At 61.6% G+C, this 14,822-nt stretch carries 14 protein-coding genes; 3 read left to right on the top strand and 11 right to left on the bottom strand.

What is annotated here, in order from left to right; all coding sequences use genetic code 11:
- Nucleotides 1–61: 61 nt before the first annotated feature.
- Complete coding sequence (locus ACF8RA_RS03795) at nucleotides 62–265, bottom strand: hypothetical protein (protein ID WP_392487763.1); 204 nt, start codon at nucleotides 263–265, stop codon at nucleotides 62–64.
- Between the two features lie 310 nt (nucleotides 266–575).
- Here ACF8RA_RS03795 and ACF8RA_RS03800 point away from each other — a divergent pair, with 310 nt between their 5' ends.
- Both ACF8RA_RS03800 and ACF8RA_RS03805 read left to right on the top strand, forming a co-directional pair.
- A complete protein-coding gene (locus ACF8RA_RS03800; RefSeq protein WP_176682688.1) occupies nucleotides 576–1,250 on the top strand; it encodes a heavy metal response regulator transcription factor in 675 nt (224 codons plus the stop codon).
- Nucleotides 1,247–2,629, top strand: a complete 1,383-nt coding sequence (locus ACF8RA_RS03805; protein WP_392460544.1) for a heavy metal sensor histidine kinase — start codon at nucleotides 1,247–1,249, stop codon at nucleotides 2,627–2,629. The genes ACF8RA_RS03800 and ACF8RA_RS03805 overlap by 4 nt, the downstream gene beginning before the upstream one ends.
- A 126-nt stretch (nucleotides 2,630–2,755) precedes the next feature.
- Here ACF8RA_RS03805 and pdxJ read toward each other — a convergent pair whose 3' ends face one another.
- The 10 genes from pdxJ to rpoE all read right to left on the bottom strand — a co-directional run bounded on the left by pdxJ (nucleotide 2,756) and on the right by rpoE (nucleotide 12,726).
- A complete protein-coding gene (gene pdxJ, locus ACF8RA_RS03810; RefSeq protein WP_218115272.1) occupies nucleotides 2,756–3,478 on the bottom strand; it encodes a pyridoxine 5'-phosphate synthase in 723 nt (240 codons plus the stop codon).
- A gap of 61 nt (nucleotides 3,479–3,539) precedes the next feature.
- A complete protein-coding gene (gene recO, locus ACF8RA_RS03815; protein ID WP_176682686.1) occupies nucleotides 3,540–4,223 on the bottom strand; it encodes a DNA repair protein RecO in 684 nt (227 codons plus the stop codon).
- 121 nt (nucleotides 4,224–4,344) lie between these two features.
- Nucleotides 4,345–5,247 (bottom strand): GTPase Era, encoded by a 903-nt coding sequence (era, locus tag ACF8RA_RS03820; RefSeq protein ID WP_392518807.1) that lies wholly within the window; start codon nucleotides 5,245–5,247, stop codon nucleotides 4,345–4,347.
- Nucleotides 5,240–5,929, bottom strand: a complete 690-nt coding sequence (gene rnc / locus ACF8RA_RS03825; RefSeq protein WP_003252059.1) for a ribonuclease III — start codon at nucleotides 5,927–5,929, stop codon at nucleotides 5,240–5,242. Before rnc ends, era begins: the two co-directional genes overlap by 8 nt.
- Before the next feature lie 163 nt (nucleotides 5,930–6,092).
- The gene (gene lepB / locus ACF8RA_RS03830; RefSeq protein WP_176682685.1) at nucleotides 6,093–6,947 is read right to left on the bottom strand and encodes a signal peptidase I; all 855 of its coding nucleotides are present in this window, start codon (nucleotides 6,945–6,947) and stop codon (nucleotides 6,093–6,095) included.
- 5 nt (nucleotides 6,948–6,952) lie between these two features.
- Entirely contained in the window at nucleotides 6,953–8,752 is a 1,800-nt protein-coding gene (gene lepA, locus ACF8RA_RS03835) for a translation elongation factor 4 (RefSeq protein WP_176682684.1), read from the bottom strand.
- Nucleotides 8,753–8,932: 180 nt separating this feature from the next.
- Nucleotides 8,933–10,333: a DegQ family serine endoprotease gene (locus tag ACF8RA_RS03840; protein WP_370844091.1), complete on the bottom strand. Its 1,401-nt coding sequence runs from the start codon at nucleotides 10,331–10,333 to the stop codon at nucleotides 8,933–8,935.
- A gap of 209 nt (nucleotides 10,334–10,542) precedes the next feature.
- Nucleotides 10,543–11,508, bottom strand: a complete 966-nt coding sequence (locus ACF8RA_RS03845) for a MucB/RseB C-terminal domain-containing protein (RefSeq protein ID WP_176682682.1) — start codon at nucleotides 11,506–11,508, stop codon at nucleotides 10,543–10,545.
- 12 nt (nucleotides 11,509–11,520) lie between these two features.
- On the bottom strand, nucleotides 11,521–12,111 hold the full coding sequence (locus ACF8RA_RS03850; RefSeq protein ID WP_209963777.1) for a sigma-E factor negative regulatory protein: 591 nt from the start codon (nucleotides 12,109–12,111) through the stop codon (nucleotides 11,521–11,523).
- Between the two features lie 33 nt (nucleotides 12,112–12,144).
- On the bottom strand, nucleotides 12,145–12,726 hold the full coding sequence (rpoE, locus tag ACF8RA_RS03855; protein WP_003252049.1) for an RNA polymerase sigma factor RpoE: 582 nt from the start codon (nucleotides 12,724–12,726) through the stop codon (nucleotides 12,145–12,147).
- Nucleotides 12,727–13,161: 435 nt separating this feature from the next.
- Here rpoE and nadB point away from each other — a divergent pair, with 435 nt between their 5' ends.
- The gene (nadB, locus tag ACF8RA_RS03860) at nucleotides 13,162–14,766 is read left to right on the top strand and encodes an L-aspartate oxidase (RefSeq protein WP_176682680.1); all 1,605 of its coding nucleotides are present in this window, start codon (nucleotides 13,162–13,164) and stop codon (nucleotides 14,764–14,766) included.
- The last annotated feature ends 56 nt before the right edge of the window (nucleotides 14,767–14,822 follow it).

Here is a 14,822-nt window from a genome sequence, read left to right on the forward strand (position 1 = left end):
CCCGCATGGGCGCCTGAATACACCTGCGGCGAGGAGCCGTCGCGGCGCAGGTGTTGTTACCTCAATCCTTGGCCACCTCACGCGCCTTCTCTTGCGCATTGCGCTCGCGCTCTGCAACAACCTGTTGCTTGTCGCCGTGCAGTCGCTGCTGGTCTTCGCGGAAGGCTTGCCAGAACTGCCTGGAGCGCTCCGCACCGCCCTCGGCATAAACACTGGCGCTGCCCAGGGCAAGGGTGGCCAACAGCAGGTATTTGGTCAGGTTCATCGTGTTTGCCTCGTAGTAACCGATCGGACACGGCCATCCTAGCGAGGGCTGGCTAACGGCAAGGTGAGGCGGGGATTACAGTCCTGCAATGTGGCCTTGTGTGGACTGTTCGGGCCTCTTCGCGGGTAAACCCACTCCTACAGGAACGGGTTTATCCGCGAAGAGGCCCGAACAGACCGCCAGATAACAGCAGAATTACAAATCCGTTATCTGCATCGCAGGCCTTTTTTCATGCCGTAACATGGGGGCCCTTGACCCTGATGTCACTACAGGGTCAAGAATCGCCCCCTTTCAACACACCGAGCCCCCAATGCGCCTACTGATCATCGAGGACGAGCTGCGTACCGCCGACTACCTGCAACAAGGCCTGCGCGAAAACGGTTACGTGGTCGACTGCGCCCGCACAGGCACCGACGGCCTGCACCTGGCCCGCCAACAGGCCTATGACCTGATCATCCTCGACGTCAACTTGCCCGAAATCGATGGCTGGACCGTGCTGCAGCGGCTACGTGCCGAATCGGCCACGCGCATCATGATGCTTACCGCCCACGGTCGCTTGGCCGATCGGGTAAGAGGCCTGGACCTGGGCGCGGATGACTACCTGCTCAAACCTTTTGAGTTTCCTGAGCTACTGGCGCGCATCCGCAGCCTGCTGCGCCGCAACGACCAGCAACTGCAACCCAGCACCCTGCGCGTCGCTGACCTGGAGCTGGACCCCGGCCGCCACCGCGCCTACCGCGCCGGGCAACGCATCGACCTGACCGCCAAGGAGTTCGCCCTGCTGCACCTGCTAATGCGCCAGACTGGCGAAGTGTTGTCGCGCACGCAGATCATCTCACTGGTGTGGGACATGAACTTCGACTGCGACACCAACGTGGTCGAGGTCTCGATCCGGCGCCTGCGGGCGAAGATCGACGACCCGTTCGACAACAAGCTGATCCATACCCTGCGTGGTGTGGGCTACGTACTTGAGGCTCGCCTTTGAAAAACGCCAGCCTGTCGTTACGCCTGGGCCTGAGCGTTACATTGATGGGCGCCGCATTGGTGCTGCTGCTGGCCTGCCTGGCCGTGTTTGCCCTGGATCACGAACTGGACAGCCGCGCGCGCAAGGATTTGGCGCGCAAGATGCTTCAGGTCGAACACAACCTGCGTGTCGACCTGCGCAGCGAGGACCTGGGCAGCCGCGCCCATCCACTGCTGGATCTGGTGATGGGGCATGACAACCTGAGCCTCAGTGTACTGGCCCTCGACGGCCGCCACCCCCACCTGCTCAGCCTCGGCCCGGCCCTGGAATCGCGGGTCGGTGAACTGCACACCGATGCGCGCCTGGCCTTTCACGCCTGGCGTGACAGCGGCGGTAACCAGATCCTCACCGTTACCCGGCTGATGCGCCTGCGCGACAACACCCCCGTCAAGGTGATGATGTCGCTCAACCGCGCCGACGACAACGCCCTGCTGCAAGCCTACCTGCACTCCACGTTGCTCGCATTGCCACTGCTACTGGTTTTGATTGGTGCGGGGGCATGGTGGCTGATGCAGCGCGGCCTGAAACCGTTGCGGCACTTCCGGCGCATTGCCGGGCAGGTGTCGGCCCAGGACCTGCAGCATCGCCTGCCCGCTACCTGCTTGCCACAGGAACTGGCGGAACTGGCCGGCAGTATCAACGTGATGCTCGACCGCCTCGACCAAGGTGTCAGGCAGTTGTCGCAGTTCTCTGACGACCTGGCCCATGAACTGCGTACACCCTTGGGCAACCTGATGGGCAAGGCGCAGGTGACACTGGCCCGTGAGCGGGACAACGCCAACTATCGGGAAGTGCTGGAAGACAGTATCGAAGAGCTGACCCGGCTCAACCGCATCATCAACGACATGCTGTTTCTTGCCCAAGTCAGCCAGCCGCATACGCAGGTCGCATTGAAGCCCTTGGCGCTGGCCGACGAGGCAGCGCGGGTTGTCGAGCTGTTTGCCTACAGTGCCGAGCTGAAAGAAATTGAGCTAAGCGTTCAAGGCTGGGGAACAGCGCAGGGAGACCGGCTGATGTTTCAGCGGGCACTGTCGAACCTGTTGAGCAACGCCATACGGCACAGTCCGGAGGGTAAACCCATAGCTCTGCGCATCGAACGCTCGGGCAGCGAAGTACGGCTATCCGTGGAGAACCAGGGGCCGGGGGTGGCTGAAGAGCAACAGTCGCGCTTGTTCGAGCGGTTTTACCGGGTAGGTTCGGGGCGCTCGCGGCTGGAGGGCGGGACCGGGTTGGGGTTGGCGATCGTGAAGTCGATCATGCAGTTGCATGGCGGGCGGGTCGAGGTGAGCAGCTGCCCCCTGGGGCCTACCCGGTTTACCTTGGTGTTTCCTGCCGAGTGATCGGCCGCCTGTACCGGCCTCTTCGCGGGCTTGCCCGCTCCCACAGGTACCCCGCAGGCCTTGAGGCTGTGCAGCCCCTGTGGGAGCGGGCAAGCCCGCGAAGAGGCCGGTACAGGCGACCAACAATCAGCGCGAAGCCGCCACGATCAGCGCCTTCATTTCAGCCACAGCAGCCTTGAAGCCGACAAACAGGGCATGCGCCACCAGTGCATGGCCAATGTTAAGCTCATTGATACCCTTGATCGCCGCCACCGCCTCGACGTTGTGGTAGTGCAGCCCGTGACCCGCATTGACGATCAGCCCCTGCCCCACGCCAAACGCCACACCATCGACGATCCGCTTGAGCTCTTCAGCCACTTCGGTAGGGGTTTCGGCATCGGCATAACGACCAGTGTGAAGCTCGATGGCCGGTGCGCCAACCCGACGCGAGGCCTCGATCTGCCGCTCGTCGGCGTCGATGAACAGCGACACCTCGGCACCGGTACGCGCCAGCCGTTCCACTGCAGCCTTGATCCGCGCTTCCTGCCCCGCCACATCCAGGCCGCCTTCGGTGGTCAGCTCCTGACGGGTTTCGGGAACCAGGCAGATGTGCGCCGGGCGAATCTTCTCGGCAAAGGCCATCATCTCTTCGGTGACGCCCATCTCGAAGTTCATGCGGGTTTGCAGCACATCCTTGAGCAGCAAGACATCACGCTCCTGGATGTGCCGGCGGTCTTCACGCAGGTGCACGGTGATGCCATCGGCGCCTGCTTCCTCGGCGTCCAGGGCTGCCTTGACCGGGTCAGGGTAGCGCGTGCCACGGGCCTGGCGCAGGGTCGCCACGTGGTCGATGTTTACGCCAAGAAGCATGCGGTTGCTGTGAGTCACGAAAGGCTCTCCTGAAGATTGAGCCCAACAGCATACGTCCTGATCAGCGCTTGCGAAACAGTTCCCGGCTGACCAACGGTTTTGCCCCCAGGTGAACCGCCAGTGCCTGGCGCATCAGCCGCTTCGCGGCAAGCAAGGCGCCAGGGGCGTCCCAGTCGGTTTGGGCCAGGGCCAGCAGTTCGGTGCCACGGAACAAACCGGGCTGCGCCAGCTCTACCCGCTCCAGGCCGGCATCGACGCGCAAGCGGTACAGGCCATCGGCGGCAATGGGCTGCTCGTCGACGTCATGGTGCAAGGAAAACGCATAACCGAGTTCGTCCAGCAGCCGCCATTCGAACGAGCGCAGCAGGGGTTCCAGCGGGCGCCCGGCGCTCAGTGCCTGCAAGGTCAAGGCGTAGTGCTCGAACAGGGCCGGGAACGGCGCTTCGGCAGGCAGCAGGCGCATCAGCAGCTCATTGAGGTACAACCCGCTGAACAGGGCATCGCCGTGTAGCCAGGCGGCGATGCCGGTGCTGTCCATGCGGCCGACATTCTTCAACTCGCCGCGCCCACGCAGCTCCACCTCCAGCGACACGAACGGTCGCACCAGGCTGCCGCCCTTACCCCGTGCGCGACGCAACACGGCACGCATGCGGCCCTGCGGGGTGAAAAAGTCCACCAGCGCGCTGGTTTCCTTGTAGGCACGGCTATGCAGTACGTAGGCTGGCTGGGGGGTGGGTTGGTCCATGCACTATCTCTGGGGCCTGATGTACGTGTGGGAGCGGGCGTGCCCGCGAAAGCGTCAGTGAACTCACTATCGCATTCGCGGGCACGCCCGCTCCCACAGCAATAACCGACCGGTCAGGTAATTACAGGTCGCCGTAGCCCAGCGAACGCAGTGCACGCTCGTCATCGGACCAGCCGCCTTTGACCTTGACCCACAGGTTGAGCATGATCTTGGAATCGAACAGCACTTCCATGTCCTTGCGCGCCTCGGACCCGATGCGCTTGATGCGCTCGCCCTTGTCACCAATGATGATTTTCTTCTGGCCGTCGCGCTCAACCAGGATCAGCGCGTGAATGTGCAGCACATGACCCTGCTGCTTGAATTCCTCGATTTCGACGGTGATCTGGTACGGCAGCTCCGCACCCAACTGGCGCATGATTTTCTCGCGTACCAGTTCAGCGGCGAGGAAGCGGCTGCTACGGTCGGTGATCTGGTCTTCGGGGAAGAAATGATCGTTCTCGGGCAGGTGCTTGGCGATCTGTGCTTCCAGCGCTTCAAGGTTGTGCCCCTGCTGCGCGGAAATCGGCATCACCTCGGCGTTCGGCAGTTGCTCTTGGAGCCACTGCAGGTGCGGGATCAGCTCGGCTTTCTCTTCCATGCGGTCGGTCTTGTTGACTGCGATGATCAGCGGGCCGGTCACATACTGCACGCGCTCCAGAACCAGCTGGTCCTCGTCGGTCCACTTGGTACGGTCGACCACGAAGATAACCACGTCGACGTCCTTGAGGGCTGCCGAGGCGTTGCGGTTCATGTAGCGGTTCAGTGCCTTGTCGTTGGCCTTGTGCATCCCCGGGGTATCGACATAGATCGCCTGCACATCACCTTCGGTCTTGATGCCGAGCATGTTGTGGCGGGTGGTCTGGGGCTTGCGCGAGGTAATCGCCAGCTTCTGACCGAGGATGTGGTTGAGCAGGGTCGACTTGCCGACGTTGGGGCGGCCGACAATGGCTACGTAGCCGCAGCGGGTCGGGTTGCTATCAGTCATTGCCATTCTCCACGCCCAGGGCGATCAGTGCAGACGCGGCGGCGACTTGCTCGGCAATACGCCGGCTAACGCCCTGACCACGGCTCTTGTTGTTCAGCAGTACCACTTCGCATTCGACGAAGAAGGTCCGGCAGTGTGGTTCACCCTGGATATCCACTACTTCGTAACGCGGCAGCTCACAGCTGCGCGACTGCAGGAACTCTTGCAGGCGGGTTTTCGGATCTTTATTGGTGTCGACCAGTGTCAGGCCTTCAAACTCATCGGCCAGCCAGGCCAGGATGCGCTCCCGGGCGGTGTCCATGTCAGCGTCCAGGTAGATGGCACCAATCAGTGCCTCCAGGGCGTCGGCCAGGATCGACTCGCGGCGAAAGCCGCCGCTCTTGAGTTCTCCGGAACCCAGGCGCAGGTAATCGCCCAGGTCAAATCCACGGGCCAGACGGGCCAGGGTCTCACCCTTGACCAGCCGCGCACGCAGCCGCGACAACTGGCCTTCACGGGCCTGCGGAAAACGCTCGAACAGCGCTTCACCGGCAACGAAGTTGAGAATGGCGTCACCGAGGAACTCCAGGCGCTCATTGTTGCGCCCGGCGTAACTGCGATGGGTCAGCGCCAGGAGCATCTGGTCCTGGTTCTTGAAGGTGTAACCGAGCTTTCGCTCCAGACCGGCAAGGGAAGCACTCATGCGGCCACCCGATCGTTGTTCAACGCGTTGTTCAAATCAACATCCTGAAAGACTGTTTGGCTGTGGTCCGCCGATCGATCTGCGGCGAATCTCCCGATCCCTGAGAACACAGCCTATGTCAGAAATGCATTCGGCGCTGCCTGCTGGACAGCGCCGATGGGTATCAATGGATCAGGCCAACCCGCGACAGGTTGGGCAAGTGGCTGAGCTTGGGCTCTGGCCAGCTCATCCACACCGCGAAGGCCTTGCCGACAATGTTCCGGTCCGGAACCATGCCGTGCAGTTCCTTGGGAATGTTTGGGTCATCCCAGAAACGGCTATCGTTGGAGTTGTCGCGGTTGTCGCCCATCATGAAGTAATGGCCCGCTGGCACGGTCCACTGCTGGTCCGGCGGCATGCGATAACGGCTCATTTCCTTGCGGATCAGGTGCTCGGTCTCGCCGAGCTTTTCCTTGTACAGCTGAGCGCTGCCCAGGGTACCCGGCTCGCTGCCCACCAGTTGTTCGGCAACGGACTGACCGTTGACGAACAGCCGCTTGTCGTTGGTGTAGCGGACCACGTCACCCGGCAGGCCGACCACACGCTTGATGTAGTTGACATTCGGGTCGCTCGGGTAGCGGAACACCATCACATCCCCGCGTTGCGGGTCACCGACCGCAATGACCTTCTTGTCGATCACCGGCAGGCGAATGCCGTACGAGAACTTGTTCACCAGGATGAAGTCGCCCACTTCCAGGGTCGGCTTCATCGATCCCGAAGGGATCTGGAACGGCTCGACCAGGAACGAACGCAGCACCAGCACGATGAACAGCACCGGGAAGAACGACTTGCCGTACTCGACCAGCAACGGCTCCTTGTTCAGCCGTTCGACCACCGCCATCTCAGGCTGGCTGACGCTGCCTTGATAGTTGGCGATTGCCGCACGCCGGCGCGGAGCCAGGAACAGCAGGTCGATCAAGCCCAGCAGACCGCAGATGAAGACGGCGATGACTAGCAACAGCGGGAAATTTAGCGACATAGGACCTAGCTATCCAACCTGAGCACGGCGAGGAAGGCTTCTTGTGGAATTTCCACATTGCCCACCTGTTTCATGCGTTTCTTACCGGCCTTCTGCTTCTCCAGCAGCTTTTTCTTACGGCTGACGTCACCGCCGTAGCACTTGGCCAGTACGTTCTTTCTGAGCGCCTTGACGGTTGTCCGCGCAATGATCTGGCCGCCAATGGCTGCCTGGATCGCTACGTCGAACATCTGCCGAGGGATCAGTTCCTTCATCTTCTCGGTCAACGCACGGCCTTTGTAGGCCGCGTTGTCGCGGTGCACGATCAATGCCAGGGCATCGACCTTGTCGCCGTTGATCAGTACATCCAGCTTGACCAGGTTGGCCGACTGGTAGCGGTCGAAATGGTAGTCCAGCGAAGCATAGCCGCGGCTGGTGGATTTGAGACGGTCGAAGAAGTCGAGCACCACTTCGTTCATCGGCATGTCGTAACGCACCTGCACCTGGCTGCCGAGGAACTGCATGTCGCGCTGTACGCCACGCTTCTCGATGCACAGGGTGATGACGTTGCCCAGGTGCTCTTGCGGGACCAGGATGGTCGCGGTGACGATCGGCTCGCGGAAGTCGGCTACAGCCGAGACGTCCGGCAGCTTGGACGGGTTGTCGACGACGATGGTTTCGCCGGTTTTCAACTCCAGCTCGTAGATCACGCTTGGTGCGGTGGTGATCAGGTCCAGGTCGTACTCGCGCTCCAGGCGCTCCTGGATGATCTCCATGTGCAACATGCCCAGGAAACCGCAACGGAAGCCAAAGCCCAGCGCGTCGGAGCTTTCCGGCATGTACTGCAGCGAGGAGTCGTTCAGGGTCAGCTTCTGCAAAGCGTCGCGGAAATCCTCGAAGTCGTCGGAGCTGACCGGGAACAGGCCGGCGTAGACCTGCGGCTGGATCTTCTTGAAGCCTGGCAACACTTCGACCTCAGGGGTCGAGGACAGGGTCAGGGTGTCGCCAACCGGGGCGCCGTGAATGTCCTTGATGCTGGCGATGATGAAGCCTACTTCACCGGCTTTCAGATCGGCAGTCTGGGTATGTTTCGGGGTGAAGACACCGACGCTGTCGACCAGGTGCACCTTGCCGGTGGACTTGACCAGGATCTTGTCGCCTTTCTTGACGCGGCCCTGGCGCACGCGCACCAGCGAGACCACACCCAGGTAGTTGTCGAACCAGGAGTCGATGATCAGGGCTTGCAGCGGTGCATCGATCTCGCCTTTCGGCGCGGGGATGGTGTGCACCAGGCGCTCGAGCACCTCGTCCACGCCCATGCCGCTCTTGGCGCTGCAGGCTACGGCGTCGGTGGCGTCGATACCGATGATCTTCTCGATCTCGTCCTTGACACGGTCAGGGTCGGCCTGGGGCAGGTCCATCTTGTTCAGGACCGGCATGACCTCCAGGCCCTGCTCAATGGCGGTGTAGCAGTTGGCTACGGACTGGGCTTCCACGCCCTGGCCGGCGTCGACCACCAGCAGCGCCCCCTCACAGGCCGCCAGCGAGCGCGAGACTTCGTAGGTGAAGTCGACGTGGCCGGGGGTATCGATGAAGTTCAGCTGGTAGATCTTGCCGTCCTGCGCCTTGTAGTGAAGCGTGACGCTGTGGGCCTTGATGGTGATACCGCGCTCACGCTCCAGGTCCATGGAATCGAGCACCTGGGCTTCCATCTCGCGCGCCGTCAGGCCGCCGCACATCTGGATGAAACGGTCAGCCAGCGTCGACTTGCCATGGTCGATGTGGGCGATGATGGAGAAATTGCGGATATGACTCAAATCACTCACGGGTCAACACTCGAAAAGGCTGCGAGCCGGACGCCCGCCGAAAAATAGCCGGGAATTGTACCTTAAGCTGCTGGGTTATGGGAGATTCCTCTGTCCGACTGTACACAGCAATCATTCCCGCAATTGTGAATATTCATGAAAAAGGGCAGCCGAAGCTGCCCTTTCGCCTTGCGAAACCGCTTATTCAGCGAGCTTGAAGGTGATGAAGCTGGCGCGGCCCTGACGCAGCACGCGCATCGACACAGAACGGTTCTTCGGCAGTTCCTTGGCGATTTCGGTGAATTCCTTGGCCGAACCGATGGCCTGGTTGTTCAGATGGCTGATGACATCACCCGGGCGCAAGCCGATCATGGCTGCCGGGCCATCCTGCACTTCCTTGATGACCACGCCACCTTTGAGCTCCAGCGACTTTTTCTGCTCGGCGGTCAGGTCGGCGACCGATACCCCCAGGCGGTTGCTGCTGCGCTCGGCGCTGCCGTCGGCACCGGTGCCGATGTCGACGTCGTCGTCCGGCAGTGCACCGACGCTGATGTTGAGGGTCTGGCGTTTGCCGTTGCGGATGATTTCCAGCTTGGCCTTCTCGCCATCCTTGAGGCTGCCAACCAGGTGCGGCAGATCGGCCGACATGACGATTGGCTGACCGTTCATGCTGAGGATCACGTCGCCCACCTGCAGGCCGCCCTTGGCCGCCGGGCCGTCTTCCAACACCTGGGCCACCAGGGCACCCGCCGGCTTGTCCAGGCCGAACGATTCAGCCAGGTCCTTGTTGACCTCCTGAATCACCACGCCCAGCCAGCCGCGGCTGACCTTGCCGTCTTTCTTCAACTGGTTGGAGACATCGATCGCCACATCGATCGGGATGGCGAACGACAGGCCCATGAAACCGCCAGAACGGGTGAAGATTTGCGAGTTGATACCCACCACTTCGCCTTTCATGTTGAACAGCGGGCCGCCGGAGTTACCCGGATTGATGGCAACGTCGGTCTGGATGAACGGTACGTAGGTGTCATTGGGCAGGGTCCGGCCCTTGGCGCTGACAATACCTTTGGTCACCGAATGGTCGAAGCCGAACGGGGAACCGATGGCCAGTACCCACTCGCCCACCTTGAGCTTCTCGGAATCACCCAGCTTCACGGTCGGCAGGTTCTTGCCGTCGACCTTCAGCAGCGCCACGTCGGTACGCGGGTCGGTGCCGACCAGCTTGGCCTGCAGCTCGCTGCGGTCCGACAGGCGGACGATGATCTCATCAGCATCGGCCACCACATGGTTATTGGTCAGCACATAGCCATCACTGGAGATGATGAAGCCCGAGCCCAGCGACTGTGCCTCGCGCTGGCGGTCGCCGCGCGGCGAGCGCGGCTGCTGTGGCATGTTGCGCTCGAAGAATTCACGGAACATCGGCGGCAGGCCTTCCAGGTCCGGCATCTGACCTGCCGCGATCCGGCGGTCAGGCAGCTTCTGCTTGGTACTGATGTTGACCACCGCCGGCGAAGCCTGCTCCACCAGGGTGGTGAAGTCCGGCAGGGCTTCCTCGGCCTGGGCGGTGAGTACCTGGCCGAGCATCAGCACAGCAGCGAACATTATTAGGTAGGATTTCAAGCGTGGTATTGACATACGACTCCCGTCACAACGAGCGGTAGTTTAGAAAGACCCCTGCACAAAGCAGAAAAGGCCAGGCTCTTCAAAGCCTGACCTATAGAAAATTTGCCGATAGATTGCAAATGACAATGCTTTAATTTCATTTCAGCCGCATGACCGCCCACCTTGGCTCAACCCGCAAAAACGTGCCATTACTGGCGCGCCTGGGCATCCTGGGGGCGCATCGACAGGGCGACGCGCTCTGCCGTACCCAGCGGGATTTCGCCAACCACGGTCACCATCACTTTGCCCTTTGGTGTATTCAGGCGACGCGAAACCGCCGAGGTCGGGCCTAACTGGGTGCGCATGTCGGTGCCGCCATCATCGCTCACTTGCTCGATGAATACCGAAAAACGCGCCAGGCCGTCGTCGTACATCAGGCTGCTGACCGAACTGTTGCGCTTGGGATCGCGGCGTACCGAGCTGTTGACCAGCTCGAAACCGGGTGGCAGCCAGTCCGAACGCCAACCCGCGGCGCTATCATTGCTCCCGGCCGCCAGTTGCTGCACTGGCTTGCAAGCAGCACCTGGACGCAGGTCTGCGTCGCTGGGGATGTCATCGATATCGAGACGGGTCATCTGGAAGCGTTCCAGCAACTGCCCCTTGTCGTTGAGCATCAACGAACGCAGCGGCAAGCCCGAGTGACGGTCCAGATGCAATTCGAAAGCATAGCGGTGCTGATCGCGTGGAGTGAGCGTGATGATCACGGCATCGCGCCCGGCGACCCGCGACTTGCCTGCCACACTCAAATCGTACCAGCCCATCAGTTTCAGCGGATCAAGCACACGCGGTGCGGTGTCCGGCGGCGCCATGACACCGCTGGCCAAGGCCCCACTGACGCACTCCACCTTGCCATCCACGCGCACGATTTCCTGGGCGGTGCCATCAAGCTGCAACAGCCGCTCGCTGACTTTGCCGTCCTCGACCCTGTGCCAGATGTCGTGAGAGGAGAAACTGCCATTGCGTTCGTAGACGAACGAACCTTGATAGCTCTGTTTTTGCTCGGCCTGTGCCAGCTTGTTCAGCCACTCACTCGCCTCAGGCGAAGAATTGGCCGCCAATGCTGGCACCGTCATGCAGCTGCCAATCAGCAGCGACAGGAGAGGTAGCGCGCGCATGATCCTCCTTACTTAACGGTTTTCCAGGCTGGCGGCGCGGGCATACGGCAATGCGGTTTCAGTGCCCTTGAGCGCAGATTCCTGGGCATGCTGGCGCAGGTAGCCTGGCAGACGCTGATCCCAGCCGGCCTGGTTCTGCAGCACGCCATTGGCCATTGGCCCGGTCGGTTGCTCACTGCTCTCACTATAGCCTGCCAAAACGGCCGGGCCTTGCGCTTGTGGCACACTCAGGCCTTGCTGGACTGGCTGCTGGGCAGCAAGCTCAGCCCCAGTGATCTCGTCCTGGTTGTACATACGTACACCCGCCAGCACCGCCACGGTAACCGAGGCCGCTACCGCCAGACGGCCAATGCTGCGCCAGGGGCCTTTCTTGACCTTGGCTGGCACGGCTTCGTCGGCCAGTGCAGCAGACACCGCCGAGGCGATATCCAGATTAGGCAGCAGCAGCTCCTTGTGCATGGCTGCACGGGCAACCTGGTAACGCGACCAGGTGGCACGGGTTTCGGCTTCGTCGACGGCGTTCAACACCCGACGCAATTCCAGTTCATCCGCTTCGTTATCCATCACCGCGGACAGCGATTCCTGCAAAGCTTCACGACTCATGGCGGTTCCTCTCTTGGCGCTGTCGCCGCTGTCTCAGGTTTCCTGCAACAACGGCTGCAGGGCTTTATCTATGGCCTCCCGAGCGCGGAAGATTCGAGAGCGCACGGTACCCACCGGACATTGCATGACACTGGCAATGTCTTCATAACTCAGCCCGTCGAACTCGCGTAGCGTCAATGCCGTACGCAGGTCTTCGGGCAGTTGCTGGATGGTGCGATGGACGGTGCCTTCGATTTCATCCCGCAACAACGAGCGCTCTGGTGACTCGAGATCCTTGAGGCCATGATCGCCGTCGTAAAACTCCGCATCCTCGGAGCTCACATCACTGTCTGGCGGCCGTCTTCCACGGGACACCAGGTAGTTCTTCGCCGTGTTGATGGCGATGCGGTACAGCCACGTATAAAACGCACTGTCGCCGCGGAAGTTGCCAAGCGCACGGTAGGCCTTGATGAAGGCTTCCTGTGCTACATCCTGGGCCTCGTGGGTATCGTGGACAAACCGCACGATCAACCCGAGAATCTTGTGCTGATACTTCAGCACCAACAGATCGAAAGCTCGCCTGTCGCCGCGCTGCACGCGCTCGACAAGCTGCTGATCCTCTTCCTGGGTTAGCATGAACACTCCTCAGTGAACTCGAAGGAGCGTTGCATCAGCCATCGTTCAGGCTTGCAACCATAGACTCGGGCTTTGCGCAAAAGTTCTCCCCTCCAAGCAAGTTTCCTGCAGCCCTTGGTCGGCTTGCACGGAAGACGCGGCGCGGTCACGGCCGGCTACGTCGATAATCAGGTTTCAAATACGCAGGGGTAAAGCCCGGAAAGGCCTGCCGCCCTGCGTCGCCGCGGCAAATTGTGGCGTGCGGGCAGCCTTCATAGGATTTCCGGCCATGTCGGAAAGTTCCCACAAAGGTTATCGCAACCTGGCAGGCAGCATGGAAATTGGCCACCTGGGGCTGCTATAAAGGCATCCGACCACGTTTAACGATAGTTTCACAATGCCATCCGCGCGTGACCATTGTGCCGTGCCCCTCCCAAAGATTACTAGTGTCCCGACATGAGCCAACAATTCCAACATGATGTCCTGGTGATCGGCAGCGGTGCCGCCGGTCTCAGCCTGGCACTTAACCTCCCCAACCACCTTCGCGTTGCCGTGTTGAGCAAGGGCGACCTGGCCAATGGCTCGACCTTCTGGGCCCAGGGCGGCGTCGCTGCCGTGCTGGACAATACCGATACTGTGCAGTCGCATGTCGAGGACACCCTCAATGCTGGCGGCGGGCTGTGCCATGAAGACGCGGTGCGCTTTACCGTCGAGCACAGCCGCGAAGCGATCCAGTGGCTGATCGAGCAAGGCGTGCCCTTCACCCGCGATGAGCACTACAGCGTCGACGATGGTGGCTTCGAGTTCCACCTCACCCGTGAAGGGGGCCATAGCCACCGGCGCATCATCCACGCCGCCGACGCTACCGGCGCGGCAATTTTCACGACGCTGCTGGAACAGGCTCGCCAGCGCCCGAACATCCAGCTGCTGGAGCAGCGGGTGGCGGTCGACCTGATCACCGAACGCCGTCTGGGCCTACCCGGCGAACGCTGCCTGGGCGCCTACGTGCTCGACCGCAACACCGGTGAGGTAGACACGTTCGGCGCGCGCTTCACCGTGCTGGCCACTGGCGGTGCGGCCAAGGTCTACCTCTATACCAGCAACCCCGATGGTGCCTGCGGCGACGGTATCGCCATGGCCTGGCGGGCCGGCTGCCGGGTGGCGAACCTGGAATTCAACCAGTTCCACCCCACCTGCCTGTATCACCCGCAGGCCAAGAGCTTCCTGATCACCGAAGCCCTGCGCGGCGAAGGCGCCCTGCTGCGCCTGCCCAACGGCGAACGTTTCATGCCGCGCTTCGACCCGCGCGAAGAGCTGGCCCCCCGGGACATCGTGGCCCGCGCCATCGACCACGAGATGAAGCGCCTGGGCGTGGACTGCGTATACCTGGACATCACTCACAAGCCTGCTGATTTCGTCAAGAGCCACTTCCCCACGGTGTACGAGCGCTGCCTGGCCTTTGGCATCGATATCACCCGTCAGCCGATACCGGTGGTGCCTGCGGCGCATTACACCTGCGGCGGGGTGATGGTCGACGACTGCGGCCACACCGACGTGCCTGGCCTGTATGCCATCGGCGAAACCAGTTTCACCGGCCTGCACGGCGCCAACCGCATGGCCAGCAACTCGCTGCTGGAATGTTTTGTCTATGGTCGCGCCGCCGCTGCCGACATCCAGGCGCACCTGGAGCAAGTGGCCCTGCCCAAGGCCTTGCCCGGCTGGGACGCCAGCCAGGTGACCGACTCGGACGAGGATGTGATCATTGCGCACAACTGGGACGAACTGCGGCGCTTCATGTGGGACTACGTCGGCATCGTACGCACCAGCAAGCGCCTGCAGCGGGCCCAGCACCGCATTCGCCTGCTGCTGGATGAAATCGACGAGTTCTACAGCAACTACAAGGTCAGCCGTGACCTGATCGAGCTGCGCAACCTGGCGCAGGTGGCCGAGCTGATGATCCTGTCAGCCATGCAGCGCAAGGAAAGCCGTGGGTTGCATTACACACTGGATTATCCGGGGATGCTGGACGAGGCCAAGGACACCATCCTCAGCCCGCTCTGAAAACGGCGTCGCGGCCTTCGTGGGCTCGCCCGCTGCCACAGGAATTTGACTGCCTT

The sequence above is a fragment of the Pseudomonas sp. FYR_5 genome, from assembly GCF_043106315.1.
Taxonomy (GTDB): Bacteria; Pseudomonadota; Gammaproteobacteria; order Pseudomonadales; family Pseudomonadaceae; genus Aquipseudomonas; species Aquipseudomonas putida_Y.